The following is an 18,205-nucleotide window of genomic DNA, read 5'->3' as shown; positions in this document are numbered from 1 at the left end:
AATGTGCGGATGTTCGAAAGCCTTTCAATTTAGTTTGGAAGGCTTTTTTATTTCTCAGGATTCCTTTTTAACTTAGTTATATACCTGCCTGAATTATGAAGAAATCAATTAACCTGCTTTTAACGGCAGAAGAGAAAGCTATTCTCCGGGCTCAAAAAACAAAAATAGCCGATCTCACTACTTTCGCCCCGGATGAAGTTGCAATGATATTGAATGCGGATACCGAACGTGCCAGGGAGATCAACGCGTTGATTGAGTTCCAAAGTATTCCGTCATTAGGGATCAATTTTGCAACTGAACTGATACAGCAAGGGTATTACTCATTACAACAACTGGAAGGAAAAGACCCGGTTGAACTATTCAATGCATTTGAACGGCATGTGGGTGCCTGGGCCGATCCATGCGTGGAGGATTCATACCGATTATTGGCAGATTATATTAAACATGGTAACACTGGCAAAAGCTGGTGGCATTTCACTGCCGAGCGAAAAGCTTACCGGGCCGAGCATGGCTTCCCTGCAAGCCGACCTGCAAAGGCGTGGTACGAGTTGCCGCAGTATCGTAAGGGGAAAGGGTTTGCGGGGAGTAAATAAAAAAGTACGGGATTGTGCGATTCCCTCCCTTGGGAGGGTGTAGGGAGGGGTTTCTTCAATTGGGCAATGTTGTATAAACCCCTCCCTGTCATTACACATTCCAACACATCCCTCCCAAGGGAGGGAATTAAAAACATCATCCCACAAAAAAAAACGCGAATGAAATCTCATTCGCGGTTTTGGTATAAAAACTCAGGCGGATATCCTGGATTAGTTTAAGTATGATTGTAACAGGTTTGATTTTGAATTGTGGCGTAAACGCATCAAAGCCTTGTCTTTCAACTGGCGAACACGCTCGCGGGTTAAATCAAATTTTTCACCTATTTCCTCTAACGAATGAGGAGCATGACCACCAAGGCCAAAGAATAACATTAACACTTCACGGTCACGTTCGGCAAGGATACCTAACGAGCGTTTAATTTCCTGCGATAAAGAATCAGCCATTACTTCGGTATCGGTGGCAGCATCAGAGCTGGCCAATACGTCAAGTAAGGTGTTTTCTTCACCCTGAATAAAAGGCGCGTCCATTGAAATCTGCCTGCCGGCGTTATTCATCGAATCGGCAATTTTATCAACCGAAATTTCCAGGTTGTCTGCAAGTTCTTCGGGTGTTGGCTGTCTTTCAAATTCCTGCTCCAGTTTTGAAGCTGCTTTGTGTATTTTGCTCAATGAACCAATTTGGTTCAGTGGTAAACGCACAATACGCGATTGCTCGGCAATGGCCGACAGGATTGACTGACGGATCCACCATACGGCATATGAAATAAATTTAAAGCCTTTGGTTTCGTCAAAGCGTTTTGCCGCTTTAATTAAACCAAGGTTTCCTTCGTTTATTAAGTCGCCCAGGGTAAGGCCCTGGTTTTGGTACTGCTTAGCAACCGATACCACAAAGCGAAGGTTTGTTTTTGTCAAACGTTCTAACGCTACCTGGTCGCCCTCACGGATCTTTTGCGCCAGGATCACTTCCTCCTCAGCTGTGATCAAATCTACCTTGCCAATATCATGCAGGTATTTTTCGAGCGATGCCGATTCGCGGTTAGTGATTGATTGGGATATTTTAAGTTGTCTCATTTTTTAATACAGATTATTAAGCTAAAAACGGTTCAATAAGATACATGTGCCGGGTTAAACAACCGGAGTTAAAACAGACTACATTAAACTTTGCTTCCTTCTTTATTTGTGAACCCGGGATAAGTATTTAATATTTAAAACGAGGGTTTTCTTCTGATATTATTGCTGTAAGGAACGAGCGGTTTAAAAGTTTTAAAATAATGTGCTAACCAATAAATGTTTAATCAACATATTACCCTATAATGAACAGCACAAAGATAAACATTTATTTGCTATTATAGTGTCATTTAAACACCATGAAACAACGGTTAAAGTAACGATTGTATGCAATTAAGCTAATCTTGTTTAGGTTCAGGCGCTTGTTGGGTGTCATCTGTCTTCTGCTCATCATCATCTGCTTTTGTTTTTTTATGGTTTTTGTTCCACTTAATTTTTATTTTACCTTCATCGCCATCGGTGGCAAGTATGTGTAAAACAATGCCTTTCATACGTTTTTTATTACGTTCGGTTTCATCTGCTATTTTGCTGTCATTCTTCGGGTTGCGCAAGGGTACATCAAGGGCTATGTTAGTACCCCGCGATAGCGAATAGGTACCTTCCACATCCATGTTGAGTACGCTCGAGTTAATTTGCATGGGCGCAATTTTTATTTTATCACCATCAAGATCAAACCGGGCTTTTAAATCACCAAAAGTTATATTATCCAGGTCGCGAAAAGGGAAGGCAAATTTGCCTACGCTTTTTATGGGCGCAAAGTTTACCAATGCACCATCTGTTAAATTAACCTGTGCAAATCCTTTTATTGATTTCGGTACCAGGTCGCCGGTGTTTTTGATCCCGCCTTTAATATCAACCCTTGCCGATAGAAAACCCCGCAAGTTATCGCTGGTAAAATCCTTGAGACCGAAGTTGTTAAACGATGCAAAGAAAGTATTAGTATTTACGTGGTTAATAGTTGTGCTAATGGCAAAATTATTGGTTGGCCCCTGCAGCACCAGGCCGCTTAAACTCAATGATCCTCCCGAGCTTTTAAGGCTTACATTGCGCATTTTCATGGTGTTGTCGGCTAAAAGGATATCGGCATTAACGCTTGTCGCCAAAAACTTTTTATAATATACTTTGGCTAAGCGCAAGTGAAGTTCGGCCTGCCCTTTATCAAAGGCGGTATTAAGTTGATTGGTAATTTTGGCATTAGACATCCTTTTGCCCGCTCCTCCGCTGCTTTTACTGCTTTCGTATCCGCGGTTGTTCAGGAAGCCTAAAAACTCGCCAAGATGTATCTGCGGACTGGTGATCTGCCATACAATCAAAATCTTTTGTGGATCGGTATAATACAGGTTGAGGAAATTGCTCACCTTACCCTGCATGTACACTACGCTACTGCCATTTTGCAGGCGGATATTATTTATATAAAGATCTTTATCGGTAAATTTTAAGGCAATGGAGTTGTTTTTGAATACGAGCCCACGAGGGAGGTAATTTACATCCGCATTTTTAATATCTACATTACCGGTAACGAAGGGTTTGGTGAATTTAAAATTTACAATATCGGCTTTATAAGCAAGTTTTAAATCAACAATGCCTTTGGTAAATTTCAGGCTTTCATCGCCAATAACCGGGTTAAGTTTGGTAACGGGAAAGCGCGATCTGAAAATCCCGGTAGCCACCGGTGTATTCAGGTTGTTGATAAATGCGGTATCAATAGTAAATGGAATATTCTTATAGCTGCCGTTAAAATGATAAAGCTTTATAACCGAGTTATCGTCATTTAAACCTTTGCCATTGATGTAGTTATTACTGAATACGCCATTAAAACTACAATCTTCAACAGTGCCGCCCCGGGTAGTTAACACATTGTTTTTAACCTTGGCCGTAACGTAAATCAACGGATCGCCGCCGCCGCCAAAACTTCCTTTCAAATCGCAGGTAACATCAATTGGCTTTTTCAGATCAAACATTTTGAGGCTTTTGGTGATGTTGGCAGCCAGTAGGTTAGCAGCATCGTTCCATAAAATTTCATCCGCTTTCAGGTTAATGGTGAAATCAGTTTCGGGCGATTTAAGATTAAACTGTGCACCCACGGTAAATGGGTTATCGCCAATGTTTAATGTATTGGGGGCAAGGTTAATAACCTGCGATGCATAATCATAACTGATATCAAAATGCCCCTTTAAAAGCCTGTTTTTCATAAAGCTTCCCTTTTTGGTATTGAAGGAAAAGCTGTTTGCTATCGTATTCAGGTCGATATCGGCGTTCCACCCTTTAGCAGGGTAATCCAGGCGGCCCCGGATATCATTAACAGCGAATTTGAATAGTTTATAAGCATGACGGTCATCAACCACAAAATTCACTTTGTTTAACGAAAACCTCCCGATCTGTGTTGATGAACTGGTTTGTTTTTCTTTCGGGTCTTTTTCAAGTTTAGGTTTTGTTTTAAATATCGAGGTATTGCTGTAGCCGGTGCTATCGGTAAACAGATCGATATCGGCATTGCTGATATCTATTTTATTGATCACCACTTCGCCCTTTAAAAGGGCAGAGGCGTTTACTGATACTTCAAAATCTTTGGCGGTAAGCAATGTATGATGATGCTGCGCCCAGCGGTTATCTTTCAGTACTACATCTTTCAGTTCGACAGATACCCCAGGAAAACCTTTAAATAACGTTGGATCAATAGTGCCGATGGTTAGCGTTCCGTTCAGGTTTTTATTGAGCTCGGAGGTGATCATAGCAAGCACCCTTTGTTTATTATTATTAACATAAACAGTAAGGGCAATAAACATAATTATAATTAAACCAACGAGCGCTCCGGCGACCTTTAAGGTTATTTTTAACCATTTTGGCATTTCAACTAATTTATTGTTAAAGCGTTATGGTTATATAATTGTTTGTATTGTAACATATAATTAACACAAGGTATAGGAATGGGTAAATAAATCTGCTATAAGATACAATATTTTAAAGGTATAATCGGCTACATCAGTATCTGGAAACAACTAATAAAATAAGGGCTATTATAACAGGAGCCACCGGTATGGTAGGCGAGGGGGTATTGCATCAATGTTTATTGAGCGATAAGGTTGAAGCAGTATTGGTTATTAACCGTAAACCCTGTGGTGTAACACATCCTAAACTGAAGGAAATTATACATGCTGATTTTTTTAACCTCAAACCCATTCAGGATCAGTTAGAAGGTTACAATGCCTGCTTTTTTTGTTTAGGCGTTTCGTCGGTAGGGATGAGCGAAGAAGCTTATTATAAAGTAACTTACCTGCTAACCATGCACGTGGCCGAAATTTTGAGCCGAATTAATCCGGATATGACTTTTTGTTATGTATCCGGTGCCGGTACCGACAGTACTGAAAAGGGCCGCAGTATGTGGGCCCGGGTAAAAGGTAAAACCGAAAATGATTTGATGAAGCTGCCCTTCAAACAGGTATTTAACTTCAGGCCCGGCTTTATGAAAAGCTTTAAGGGGGCAAAAAATACCCTGCCATTTTATAAATACATCAGCTGGATGTACCCTATAGGCCGCCTTATTTACCCAAAAGGTTTTATTACACTTGAGGAAGTTGGCAAAGCCATGATCAATACCGCGAACCGCGGCGCCGGCCGCTGGATATTAGATGGAAAAGATATCGTTGCCATGGCGAATAGCTAACAGCGGGTAATGATATATGGAGAAAGCCATCGTGTAAACCCGATATATCGTAAGTGTTGGGTAGTTGTATTTTGATTAATATATTGATTAATAGTGTTTTGTGTTTTTGGAGCAAGCTTTGAAATGGTACTGTCAACAGTATTATTTATGAAACTTAAACTCCAGCAAAAAATGAACACAAAATTCATGAAAGGCCGCTTAAAAGCACATTTAATTGCGGCAGTTATTTTATTAGGCAGCTTGTTTGCCTTTACTTTTAAGGCCGCCGCCCAGGCACAGGCCGTAAAAAACATTGTATTAGTGCACGGCGCCTTTGCCGATGGCTCGGGCTTTAAGGCCGTGTACAATATCCTTACAAAAAAAGGTTATAATGTTACCGTGGTGCAAAATCCGCTTACTTCTTTAAAGGACGACGTTGACGCCGCCAACCGGATTCTGGATAAACAGGATGGACCGACGGTATTGGTAGGCCACTCTTATGGTGGTACGGTAATTACTGAAGCCGGGAATAATTCAAAAGTAGTAGCGTTAGTTTATATAGCCGCGTTTATGCCCGATAAAGGGGAAAATACGATTAAATGGGTACAGTCGGCACCTCCGGCTCCCGAAAATGGTATTTTGCCGCCAGATGATAAAGGTTTTGTTTACTATGATAAAGCCAAATTTCATGGCGGTTTTGCCGGCGACCTAAGTAAAGCCGAAGCCGACTTCATGTTTGCATCGCAGGGGCCAACTTCGGTTCAATGTTTTGTTACGCCTGTTGCCGAAGCGGCATGGAAAACCAAACCAAGCTATGCTATAGTGGCCACCGAAGATAAAAGCATTGTGCCCGATGTTGAGCGTATCATGTACAAACGTGCCGGTGCAAAAGTAACAGAGGTAAAAGGCAGCCACGTGATCTTCATTTCGCAGCCTGAGGCCGTTGCCAAAGTCATCATCGACGCGGCAAATGGCGTTAAATAATCAGATAGTTTTTGTTACAGTTTTAAGCGGAATTGGTCGTGATTGACTGTTCCGCTTTTTTATTGGTTTGCCGGAAAAGTGTTGTCACAAGGGCAAAGATGTTATTTGATTTTCCCAGTGCGCCGGATTCATTTTTAGTAACGGCAACGCTATATACTGTATGAGTAAATTAAACGTTTTACCACCCCAAAACAGCCAATCCGTTTTGTAAAGCTTATTTTATATTGTTAAAAGAACACTAATTATTGCCGGGCTGAATAGACGTACCGGCGATTTTTTCGACAGGTACTTGAACTATGTAATGACTTTTTTACAGGCCAAAAGGTTCCTTTAAGTAAATAATGCATTTTATCTGAATAAAATTTTAAATAAAATTTTTCTTTGTCAAAAATTAAGTGTTATTTCGACAATAATTATAAATCTTTATATGAGCAATAACCAATTAGTGATCGGGGTTGATTACGGGTCTGACTCCGTGCGCTCCGTGATAGTAAACGCGGCCAACGGAGAAGAAATAGCATCATCAGTATTTAATTACCCCCGTTGGCGCGATGGCAAGTATTGTGTACCTGCCGAAAACCAGTTCCGCCAGCATCCGCAGGATTATATCGACGGACTTAAAGCCACTATTAAAGATTGTATTGCACAGGCCGGCGGTGAAGCCATCGCAAAAAATATAAAAGGCATTTCTGTTGATACCACCGGCTCAACCCCCGTTGCGGTTGATGCTGCCGGTACTCCGCTTGCCTTAACCCCCGGTTTTGAAACTAACCCCAATGCCATGTTTGTATTGTGGAAAGATCATACTTCGGTTAAAGAAGCAGCGCAGATCAATGAACATGCTGCAAAATTTGATACCAATTATTTGAAATATGTTGGCGGTATCTACTCATCGGAGTGGTTTTGGGCTAAGCTGCTGCATGTGCTAAGGGTTGATAAAAGTGTACGTGATGCCGCTGCCTCATGGGTAGAGCATTGCGACTGGATCCCTTTTCTATTAACCGGCGGTAATGATGTTAAAGCTATTAAACGTGGCCGTTGCTCTGCAGGGCATAAAGCCCTTTGGGCCGAAGAATTTAATGGCCTGCCCCCCGAAGAATTTTTTGTTTCCCTTGATCCGGTGCTGGCTGGTTTCAGGGATAAATTATATGAAGATACATACACGGCCGATGAAGCAGCCGGAAACCTCAGCGCGGAGTGGGCGGAGATATTGGGACTCTCAACCGATGTGATTGTTGGTACCGGCGCTTTTGACGCGCACATGGGTGCTGTTGGCGGCCAGATTGAGCCTTACCACCTGAGCAAGGTGATGGGCACATCAACCTGCGATATCCTGGTTGCCCCAACATCAGAGATGGAAGGCAAACTGGTACGCGGTATCTGCGGACAGGTGAATGGCTCGGTTATTCCGGGAATGGCAGGTTTAGAGGCTGGTCAATCGGCTTTTGGTGATACTTATGCCTGGTTCAAAAACATCCTGGCCTGGCCATTAAATAACCTGCTTTCACAATCGCAGGTAATTGACGCGGCCACTGCCGAAGCGTTGAAGGAAGAAATTTCAGAAATGATCATCCCTGAATTGAGCAGGCAGGCAGCATTGTTACCCATCGAAGAAAGCAATGAGCTGGCTATTGATTGGTTTAACGGCAGGCGTACACCGGATGCCAACCAGGAATTAAAAGGAGCTATTACCGGTTTGGGTTTAGGCAGCGATGCACCACGGGTATTCCGTGCGCTGGCCGAGGCCACCTGCTTTGGTGCCAAGAGCATTGTTGACCGCTTTATCAGCGAGGGTATCCCGGTTAAAGGGATCATCGGTATCGGCGGCGTAGCAAAAAAATCACCTTTCGTGATGCAAATGATGGCTGATGTTTTGGGAATGCCTATCCGCATTCACCAGTTTAAACATACCTGTGCTTTGGGCGCTGCGATGTTTGCTGCGGTGGTTGCCGGTATCTACCCAACTATCGAAGAGGCTATGACAGCCATGGGCCGCGGCTTTGACGTGGTTTATGAACCAAACATCGCGTTGAAGGAAGTTTATCAGCAACGCTATAACCAATACAGCATATTGGGCAAGTTTGTAGCTGCCGAAGTTGCTTTGAAAAATAATCCTGAACTGCAAAACGCTTAATAAAGACATGAGTAAATATGATCATATAAGGCTTAGTGCCTATAATGCCAATATGCAGCTGCCCAAACTGGGCCTGGTGCTGTTCACTTTTGGTAACGTAAGCGCCGCCGACAGGGAATTAGGTGTATTTGCGATAAAACCAAGCGGCGTGCCTTATGAAGACTTGTCACCGGAAAAAATGGTAATCGTTGATTTTGATGGCAACACCATCGAAGGCGATCTGCGCCCATCAAGCGATACCAAAACACATGCCGTACTTTATAAACACTGGGAAGGCATCAATGGTATTGTGCATACACACTCCACCTACGGAACAGCCTGGGCACAGTCGCAACGTGATATCCCGATCTTCGGTACTACCCATGCCGATCATTTAACGGTTGATATCCCTTGCGCCCCACCCATGAATGACGAAATGATTAAAGGTAACTACGAGTATCAAACCGGTTTCCAGATCATGGAATGTTTTGAGGAAAAAGGCCTGGATTATAAAGAGGTTGAAATGGTGTTGGTTGGTAACCACGCGCCGTTTACCTGGGGTAAAACCGCCGAAAAAGCGGTGTATAACAGCGCCGTACTGGAAGCTGTAGCCCAGATGGCTTACCTTACCGAGCAAATTGATAAAAGCGCCCCCCGCTTAAAAGATGCACTAATTAAAAAGCATTACGAACGTAAACACGGACCCGATTCATATTACGGACAATAAGCCTGATGAAAAAAATAAACCTGTTTTTCCTGCTGCTTTGTTTTTTTGCCTGCACCCGTTTATCGGCACAGGTGGCAGCTACACCGCCTATGGGCTGGAACAGTTATAACTGTTTTGGTTCGGCAGTACATGAAGATGAAGTTAAGGCCAATGCCGATTACATGGCAGAGCATCTGAAACGACATGGCTGGGAGTATGTAGTAGTCGACTTTTTATGGTCGTACGATAACCCGCCGGGCAGCAATATCGGCAACCCCTTCCAATTGCGTTTACAGGATGGTTCATATGTTCCATGGTTAACTATGGATAAATGGGGAAGGTTAACTCCGCAACCCACTAAATTTCCATCAGCGTTTGGCGGTAACGGTTTTAAACCGCTGGGCGATTATATTCACAGCAAAGGCTTAAAATTTGGGATCCACGTTATGCGCGGCATCCCGAGACAAGCTGTTTGGTCAAAATCGCCGGTTAAAGGTACCAATGGCATTACTGCCGATATGGTGGCTGACACCAACTCAAAATGCCCATGGATGAACCACATGTACGGGCTGGATATGAAAAAGCCCGGCGCGCAGGAATACCTGAACTCGCTGCTGGAGCTTTATGCTTCGTGGGGAGTTGATTTTATTAAGGTAGATGACCTTTCACGCCCATATAGTAATGCCGAGGTTGAAGGTTATCAGAAAGCCATTCAGCAATGCGGCAGGCCTGTTGTATTAAGCTTATCGCCCGGTGAAACCCCGGTTGCGCAAGCGGCTCATGCTACCAAATATGCCAATATGTGGCGCATGGCTGATGATTTTTGGGATAACTGGAAAGAGATCCTGCACATGTTTGATTATGCTAAAAGCTGGGAAGGCGTAAGCGGCCCCGGTCACTGGCCCGATTGCGACATGATCCAGATTGGCAAGCTGAGTAAACGTGGACCTGTAGGCCAGGAGCGCTTTAGCCGTTTTACTGAAGATGAGGAATATACCCATATGACGTTTTGGAGTATCTTCCGTTCACCACTGATGATAGGAGGCAACCTGCCCGAGAACCGCGATTTTGAGTTGAAGCTTTTTACCAATGATGAGGTAATTGCGGTAAACCAAAAAGGATCGAATCCCAAGCAGTTATACAAAAAAGGTGGCGCCATGATCTGGTATTCGCAGATCCCCGGCAGCAAGGATATTTATGCCGCCTTTTTCAATATCGGCGATGATGATAAATCCGTATCCCTGAACTTCAAAGACCTGGGCCTGAAAGGCAAGGTAACTGTACGCGACCTGTGGAAAAAACAGGATGTTGGCCAGTACAAAACAAGCTATCAGCAAAAAATAAACAAACACGGCGCAGCATTATTCAGGCTGTCGCCAAAAAACTAAACCAATTCACTAAATCACTCATTCGCTAAATCAATAATTAATTATAATGATCGATCTGAAAACATTTGAAGTATGGTTCATAACCGGGAGCCAGAATTTATACGGAGAAGAAACACTGAAAAAAGTTGCCGAGCACTCGCAGGAAATTGCTAAAGGTATTGATGGCGCTGCCAATATTCCTGTGCGGGTAGTGTACAAACCAGTTGTTAAATCAACCGAAGAAATCTATAACACTTTACAGCAGGCTAACGTTGCTGAAAACTGTATCGGTGTTATTGCCTGGATGCATACTTTTTCGCCTGCTAAAATGTGGATTCGTGGGTTAAGCATCCTTAAAAAACCGATGCTGCACCTGCATACCCAATATAACCGCGATATTCCATGGAGTTCAATTGATATGGATTTCATGAACCTGAACCAAAGCGCCCACGGCGACAGGGAATTCGGTTTCATGGTATCACGTATGCGCTTGAACCGTAAAGTAGTTGTTGGCCACTGGCAGGATAGCGAAGTATTGAAAGACATTGAAAGCTGGAGCCGTGCGGCAGCAGGCTGGTACGACTGGCAAGGCGCTAAATTTGTTCGCTTTGGCGATAACATGCGCTTTGTAGCTGTTACCGATGGTGATAAAGTTGAGGCCGAATTGAAATTTGGGTTCGCGGTAAATACTTATGGTATCGGCGATCTGGTTGCCGTTGTTGACAGCATCAGCGATGCTGAGGTTAAAGCCCTTACAGATGAGTACGAGGCTACTTACACTATGGCCGATGACCTTAAGCAAGGCGGTGCGAGGTATCAGTCGGTTTATGACGCTGCTAAAATTGAACTTGGCTTACGTAAATTTTTACAAGATGGCGGCTTCAAAGGTTTCAGCGATACGTTTGAAGACCTGCACGGCATGATCCAGTTACCGGGTATTGCTTCGCAGCGCTTAATGGCCGATGGTTACGGTTTTGCTGGTGAAGGCGACTGGAAAACTGCTGCCCTGGTACGTGCATTCAAAGTAATGGGTGCTGGTTTACCAGGCGGTAACGCTTTCATGGAAGATTATACTTACCACTTTGATCCGAACAATGCCTTGGTTTTAGGCTCACACATGCTTGAGGTTGACAGCAGCTTAGCTAATGGCAAAGCAGCGTTAGAAGTACATGCTTTAGGCATTGGCGGTAAGGCCGATCCGGCACGTTTGGTATTTAACGTGGCTGGCGGTGCTGCGTTGAACGCTTCTATCGTGGATATGGGTAACCGTTTCCGTTTAATTGTTAACGAGGTTGAAGCCATTGAGCCTGTTGAAGACCTGCCGAAATTGCCAGTTGCAAGGGTGCTTTGGAAGCCACTGCCCGATATGAAAACCGGTTGCGCGGCCTGGATCTACGCCGGTGGTGCACACCACACAGCCTACAGCCAAAATCTGTCGGCCGAGCTGATCAATGATTTCGCTGATATGGCTGGTATTGAGTTTTTGCGTATAGGCAAAGACACCAAGCTTGATCAGTTCAGGAACGAGATCAGGTGGAATGACGCGGCGTATAAATAGCCCCAGCCCCCTCTAAATCTCCCCCAGAAGGGGAGACTTGAAAAAAAATATAAGATGGTCGCCGAGCGGCGGCGTTTTTTTTAAAGACTTACGAAGTTTTTAAAACTTCGTAAGTCTTAAGTTCTGCGCTGTTTCGCGTTAGGGATAGAAGCGGATACCGGCCACGTGGCTAAGGCCTGTGCAGTATGAGCGGATAGCCCGGCCGCAGGCAACGCCATGTGAATTTGAGATTTCGGATGTGGGATTTCGGAGTAGTCTGAACTCGAATTCTTGGAATTAAAGAATTTGTCGAATTAGATTAGCATTCTGTTAATCCTTTAATTCGGCAAATTCAGGTTCAAAAAAAATGAGAAGAGTATAAACTTAACCAATGCTTTAAAAAGCCCTCACCCTTAAGGGGAGGGTTGGGAGGGGCAACTAATTTAAACCAAATAATGAACAAATTTTCCACTATCGATTACGTGATCTTCGTAATCTATTTTATTGTAGTTACGAGCTACGGGTACTGGGTATACAGCCGTAAAAAGATCAAAGGCGTATCTGATAGTCACGACTTTTTCCTGGCCGAGGGGTCGCTTACATGGTGGGCCATTGGTGCTTCGCTAATCGCGTCGAATATATCTGCCGAGCAATTTATAGGCACCAGCGGACAGGGTTTTGCCGTGGGTTTGGCCGTTGCAGCTTACGAATGGGTTGCTGCCATAGCGCTGATCATTGTGGCTGTATGGTTTATACCGGTATACCTCAAAAATAAGATTTTCACCATGCCGCAATTTCTGCATACGCGGTATAATGAAACGGTAAGTTTTATCATGGCCATTTTCTGGCTATTGTTGTATGTGTTAGTTAACCTAACTTCTATACTTTACCTGGGTGCATTGGCCATTAACAACTTAATGGGTGGCGGATACCTGCACGAGATCATTATCGCGCTGTCTATTTTTGCCTTGTTCATTACCCTTGGCGGTATGAAGGTGATCGGTTTTACCGATGTTATACAGGTATTGGTGCTGGTTGTTGGCGGTTTGGCTACCACTTATATAGCGCTTACTTTGGTTAGCGAGCATTTTGGTTTGGGCAAAGACGCCATGGCGGGTCTAAATAAAATGATGAGCGATGCACCAGATCACTTTAAAATGATGATGGCTAAACCTAAACCGGGCGCTCCGCAGGCAGAGATCAACAAATACCTTGCGCTGCCTGGTATTGCTATGTATTTTGCCGGTCAGTGGATAGTGAACCTGAACTACTGGGGCTGTAACCAATACATCACACAAAGGGCTTTGGGTGCTAACCTGAAAACTGCCCGTACAGGGATCCTTTTTGCAGGTTTAATGAAACTGGCTATGCCTGTTATAGTGGTATTACCGGGTATTGCTGCTTACGTATTGTACAAAAACGGTGGCTTGCAACAAGAAATGGCATCGGGTGGTCACTTTAATTCGGATAATGCTTACTCGGCTATATTGGGCTTTTTGCCAACCGGTTTGAAAGGTCTTTCTGTTGCGGCTTTGACGGCTGCTATTGTGGCTTCGCTTGCGGGTAAGGCTAACAGTATCAGTACTATTTTTACGCTTGATATTTACAAAAAACACATCAGTAAAGAGGCCAGTGAAAAAAGTATGGTTAATGTAGGCAGGCTTACTATTTTGGCTGCATTAGTGTTCTCTATCATGCTTACCTGGAAAGATCTTTTAGGCATAGGCGGCGAAGGCGGCTTCACCTTTATCCAGAAATACACCGGCTTTATCAGCCCGGGGATCTTCGCCATTTTTATTTTAGGTTTCTTCTGGAAACGTACCACAGGCGCAGCCGCTATTGCAGGTATTTTGACAGGCTTTGGCATGTCGGTATTGTTCAATAACTATGCACCAAAATTGTTTGGTAACGAAACCCTGCTTTATACAGCTTTCCCTAATGGAAAAGGCGGCTATGAGATTCCGTTCCTGATTTGTATGGGGCTATCTTTCATGTTTACCATTATTGTGATGGTGGCCATAAGCCTTGCCGGACCGAAAGTTAATCCGAAAGCATTTGAAATTCCGCGTAGTATGTTCAAGGTTGAGAAATCAACCATGGCATTAATTGTAGTTACACTTATCCTGCTTACCATGCTTTATGCTAAATTCTGGTAAGTACAATAATTTATAAAATGAAGTTTTTTATTGACACAGCCAACCTGGCACAAATTAAAGAAGCCCACGACCTGGGCGTATTAGACGGCGTTACCACCAACCCATCTTTGATGGCTAAAGAAGGTATTACCGGCCATGAAAATATCATTAACCACTACAAAGCCATTTGCGAAATTACCGATGGCGATGTGAGCGCCGAAGTAATATCGACCACTTTTGACGAGATGGTTGCCGAAGGCGAAGCGCTGGCAGCTCTTCACGAGCGGATTGTGGTAAAGCTGCCCATGATAAAAGATGGCGTAAAAGCTTTAAAGTATTTTAAGCAAAAAGGAATTAAAACCAATTGTACGCTGGTGTTTTCGGCAGGTCAAGCCCTTTTGGCGGCTAAGGCTGGTGCTACTTACGTATCACCGTTTATTGGTCGTTTAGATGATATCTCAACAGATGGTTTACAACTGATTGAAGATATCAGGCTGATTTACGATAACTACGGTTATGAAACACAGATCCTGGCAGCTTCGGTACGCCATGCTATGCACATCGTTAACTGCGCTAAGCTGGGTGCCGATGTGATAACCGGTCCGCTGAGTGCTATTACCGCTTTGCTAAAACATCCGCTTACAGATAACGGACTTGCGCAGTTCCTGGCCGACCATGCCAAGGCTGCAGGTGTTTAGTTGAAATATTTGATTTTTGAATAAGAAAGTCCCGCGCGAGGCGGGCTTTTTTAAATTAAATATTTTAAGTGTTTTTTTAACAATTATAAATTAATTTTTATACATTGGTCTCACTGATTCCCAAACCATTAGTTAAACCAATTTATTTGTTCCGGAAATTATAATAGTTAAACGGCAAATGCTTTAAAAAGCAAGCTAACAACCTCAAATTATGAAGAATAACAAGAATTTATTAATGATGTTAAGCTGTTCGGCAGCGCTTTTTGCGGCTTGCAACGGTAATCCAAAAGCAACTGATTCAACCGTGAAAGATTCGACCTCGGTAACTACCCAGTCAATACCCGATTCGGCCAATTTTGAGGCGGATGTACAGGGGAAGAAAGTAAAACTCTTTACCCTGAAAAATAACAGCGGCGCAACAGTGGCCGTTACCAATTATGGTGGCAGGCTGGTAAGCTTACTGGTACCTGATAAAGACGGTAAAGCTACCGATGTTATTTTAGGTTACGACTCGTTGAAAAGCTATCAAAAACCAAAGGAGCCGTATTTCGGCGCCATTATAGGTCGTTATGGCAACCGTATTGCCAAAGGTAAATTCACCCTTGATGGCAAAGCTTACCAGTTGGATATTAACGATGGCGTAAACACCCTGCATGGCGGTTTCAACGGCTTTTACGGAAAGGTGTTTGCGGCTAAACAACTGAGCGCATCACAACTGGAACTTACCTATGTTTCAAAGGATGGCGAAGGCGGTTATCCGGGCAATTTAACTGCAACTGTGGTTTATACTCTGGGCGATGATAACGCGCTTAAGATTGAATATAAAGCAACTACCGATAAAACTACCATCGTTAATTTAACCAATCACGCATACTTTAACCTTAATGGTGCTGGTAACCCAACTATTACCGACAATGTGTTGCAAATAAATGCTGATGCATTTTTGCCGGTAGATACCACGTTGATCCCGACAGGCAAGCTGCAGCCGGTTAAAGGTACCCCATTTGATTTTACCACTTCAAAAACCATTGGTAAAGACATTAGCATTGCCGATGAGCAACTGAAAAACGGTAAAGGTTATGATCATAACTTTGTGTTGAACAAGCATGACCTTAGCACCCCAATCGCTACTGTTAAGAGTACAGTTACCGGCATTACTATGGAGGTATTCACCGAAGAGCCCGGCTTGCAATTTTACTCAGGCAATTTTTTAACCGGCGAAACCAAAGATGGCAAAGGCGACAAAGCTTATCCTTACCGTTCGGCGTTTTGTTTGGAAACCCAGCATTTTCCTGATGCGCCAAATCAGCCGGCGTTTGCTTCAACCGTGTTAAAGCCTGGTCAAACTTACCATACGGTCACCATTTACAAATTCTCCAAATAAATAAGTGATGCTAAAAAGAGCTTTTTTAATGCTGTGTGCTGCCGGTACTTTTACCGCGCTGCATGCGCAAACACAATATACCATAGCGGTTGATAAGGTAAAGGCACACATTCAGCCTACCATGTATGGGATATTTTTTGAGGATATTAACCTTGCTGCCGATGGCGGTGTTTATGCCGAGTTGGTAAAAAACCGTTCGTTTGAGTTTAACATGCCTTTGATGGGATGGAAAGAGCAAAAAAAGGATGGAGGTGATGGCCGCACTGAAGTGATCAACCGTGCTGTTGAACGTCCGGAGAATGCGCACTTTATAAAAAGCTACATCACAAGTGATGCGGGTTTCTATGGTTTCTCTAACGAGGGTTTCCGCGGGATGGGTGTTAAGGAAGGCGAGGAATACAGCTTTTCGGTAATGGCAAAACAAGACGGCGATACCAACGTAAAGCTGAACATTGAACTGCACGGCGACAATGATGCCATTATAGGTAAGGCAGAGCTTACACCAACTGATAAAGAATGGAACCGTTATAGCGTGAAATTTAAATCGGACGCTACAACGCAGAAAGCACAGTTGTATGTTTGGATGAGCGGTAAGGGCGTAATCGACCTGGATATGATCTCCCTATTCCCCGAGCACACCTGGAAAAACCGCCCGGGTGGCCTGCGTGCCGACCTCGTACAGCGATTGGCTGATCTTAAGCCTGGCTTTTTACGTTTCCCCGGTGGATGTATTGTTGAAGGCCGCGAGTTGAGCAACCGCTATCAGTGGAAAAAAACTATCGGCGCGGTTGATAAACGTGAGAATATCATTAACCGTTGGAATACCGAGTTTAAACACCGTCCAACGCCTGATTATTACCAAACTTTCGGTCTGGGCTTTATGGAGTATTTCATGACTGCCGAGGATATTGGCGCTTCGCCTCTGCCTATCCTGAATTGCGGTATGGCCTGCGAATTCAACACCGGTGAGCTGGTGCCTTTGGATAAACTTGATCCTTACGTACAGGACGCGCTCGACCTGATTGAGTTTGCCAATGGCGATGCCAGCACCAAATGGGGTAAGCTGCGTACCGATCTCGGTCACCCGGCACCGTTTAATTTAAAAATGATCGGTGTGGGTAATGAACAGTGGGGCCCGCAATATATCGATCGATGGAAAATTTTCACTAAAGCTATCAAAACTAAATACCCGGATATTAAGATCGTATCGGCTTTAGGCCCATCGCCTGATGGTAAAGAGTTTGACCTGTTAAATAAAACATTCCGCAGTTTAGGTGCCGATATTTTGGATGAGCATTATTATGCGCCTGCAAAATGGTTCAGAGATAATGCCCGCCGTTATGATAACTATGACCGCAAAGGTCCTAAGATCTTCGCCGGCGAATATGCCGCGCAAAGTAAATCAACCGTAAATCCCGATAACAAAAATAATTGGGAGTGCGCATTATCTGAAGCGGCTTTCATGACCGGTTTAGAGCGTAATGCCGATGTGGTGAACATGGCTTCATACGCCCCTCTTTTCGCACACGTAGAAGGCTGGCAATGGACACCGAACCTAATCTGGTTTGATAACCTGAAAAGTTATGCTACGCCGAATTATTATGTGCAGCAACTGTTTTCGCTTAACAAAGGTACCGATGTAGTGCCGCTTACCTTAAACAATGAAGCCGTAGCCGGCCAAAATGATAGCTATGCTACTGCCAGTTTAGATAAGAATACCAATGAACTGGTGATCAAATTTGTGAATACCAGCACTTCGGCACAAAATGTAAGCTTTAAGATTACCGGCTCAAAAGGTTATCAAAAACAGGCCACGGTTACTACACTAAAAGCCGATGACAAGGATGCCGAAAATTCATTAGCCACGCCCACAGCAGTTAGCCCTGTTGAAAGCACTATTGACATTTCAGGCAATACCTTAAAGCTGGCAGTTGAGCCGTACTCATTCAAAGTAGTAAGGCTTAAAAACAAATAATC

The 18,205-nt window shown here is 43.8% G+C and carries 13 protein-coding genes; 11 read left to right on the top strand and 2 right to left on the bottom strand.

Annotated elements, in window-relative coordinates; translation table 11 throughout:
• Positions 1-95 precede the first annotated feature (95 nt).
• Entirely contained in the window at positions 96-593 is a 498-nt protein-coding gene (locus IEX80_RS15140; protein ID WP_176627996.1) for a helix-hairpin-helix domain-containing protein, read from the top strand.
• 210 nt (positions 594-803) lie between these two features.
• Here IEX80_RS15140 and IEX80_RS15135 read toward each other — a convergent pair whose 3' ends face one another.
• A complete protein-coding gene (locus IEX80_RS15135; protein ID WP_090528912.1) occupies positions 804-1,664 on the bottom strand; it encodes a sigma-70 family RNA polymerase sigma factor in 861 nt (286 codons plus the stop codon).
• Between the two features lie 335 nt (positions 1,665-1,999).
• A complete protein-coding gene (locus tag IEX80_RS15130) occupies positions 2,000-4,510 on the bottom strand; it encodes an AsmA family protein (protein ID WP_188833370.1) in 2,511 nt (836 codons plus the stop codon).
• A gap of 140 nt (positions 4,511-4,650) precedes the next feature.
• On the opposite strand from IEX80_RS15130, the gene IEX80_RS15125 reads away from it, so the two are divergent.
• The 10 genes from IEX80_RS15125 to IEX80_RS15080 all read left to right on the top strand — a co-directional run bounded on the left by IEX80_RS15125 (position 4,651) and on the right by IEX80_RS15080 (position 18,203).
• Positions 4,651-5,325, top strand: coding sequence for an NAD-dependent epimerase/dehydratase family protein (locus IEX80_RS15125; protein ID WP_262892452.1), 675 nt, complete (start codon positions 4,651-4,653; stop codon positions 5,323-5,325).
• A 147-nt stretch (positions 5,326-5,472) separates the two neighbouring features.
• Positions 5,473-6,288 (top strand): alpha/beta hydrolase, encoded by an 816-nt coding sequence (locus IEX80_RS15120; protein WP_229701643.1) that lies wholly within the window; start codon positions 5,473-5,475, stop codon positions 6,286-6,288.
• A gap of 427 nt (positions 6,289-6,715) precedes the next feature.
• Positions 6,716-8,422 (top strand): ribulokinase, encoded by a 1,707-nt coding sequence (locus tag IEX80_RS15115; protein WP_188833368.1) that lies wholly within the window; start codon positions 6,716-6,718, stop codon positions 8,420-8,422.
• A gap of 7 nt (positions 8,423-8,429) precedes the next feature.
• Positions 8,430-9,128, top strand: a complete 699-nt coding sequence (locus IEX80_RS15110) for an L-ribulose-5-phosphate 4-epimerase (RefSeq protein ID WP_176627999.1) — start codon at positions 8,430-8,432, stop codon at positions 9,126-9,128.
• A 5-nt stretch (positions 9,129-9,133) separates the two neighbouring features.
• Positions 9,134-10,495, top strand: coding sequence for a glycoside hydrolase family 27 protein (locus IEX80_RS15105; protein WP_176628000.1), 1,362 nt, complete (start codon positions 9,134-9,136; stop codon positions 10,493-10,495).
• A gap of 46 nt (positions 10,496-10,541) precedes the next feature.
• Complete coding sequence (araA, locus tag IEX80_RS15100; protein ID WP_188833367.1) at positions 10,542-12,032, top strand: L-arabinose isomerase; 1,491 nt, start codon at positions 10,542-10,544, stop codon at positions 12,030-12,032.
• Between the two features lie 434 nt (positions 12,033-12,466).
• Positions 12,467-14,167 carry a sodium:solute symporter family transporter gene (locus tag IEX80_RS15095; protein ID WP_090528891.1) on the top strand — a complete coding sequence of 567 codons (1,701 nt, stop codon included), beginning with the start codon at positions 12,467-12,469 and terminating at the stop codon, positions 14,165-14,167.
• Positions 14,168-14,184: 17 nt separating this feature from the next.
• Positions 14,185-14,844 carry a fructose-6-phosphate aldolase gene (fsa, locus tag IEX80_RS15090; RefSeq protein ID WP_090528887.1) on the top strand — a complete coding sequence of 220 codons (660 nt, stop codon included), beginning with the start codon at positions 14,185-14,187 and terminating at the stop codon, positions 14,842-14,844.
• A gap of 211 nt (positions 14,845-15,055) precedes the next feature.
• Positions 15,056-16,228 carry an aldose epimerase family protein gene (locus tag IEX80_RS15085; RefSeq protein WP_229701642.1) on the top strand — a complete coding sequence of 391 codons (1,173 nt, stop codon included), beginning with the start codon at positions 15,056-15,058 and terminating at the stop codon, positions 16,226-16,228.
• A gap of 7 nt (positions 16,229-16,235) precedes the next feature.
• Positions 16,236-18,203 (top strand): alpha-L-arabinofuranosidase family protein, encoded by a 1,968-nt coding sequence (locus IEX80_RS15080; protein WP_188833366.1) that lies wholly within the window; start codon positions 16,236-16,238, stop codon positions 18,201-18,203.
• Positions 18,204-18,205: the final 2 nt, after the last annotated feature.

The sequence above is a fragment of the Mucilaginibacter rubeus genome (assembly GCF_014643835.1).
GTDB lineage: Bacteria > Bacteroidota > Bacteroidia > Sphingobacteriales > Sphingobacteriaceae > Mucilaginibacter > Mucilaginibacter rubeus.
This window is presented reverse-complemented; position numbering and strand designations above follow the sequence as displayed.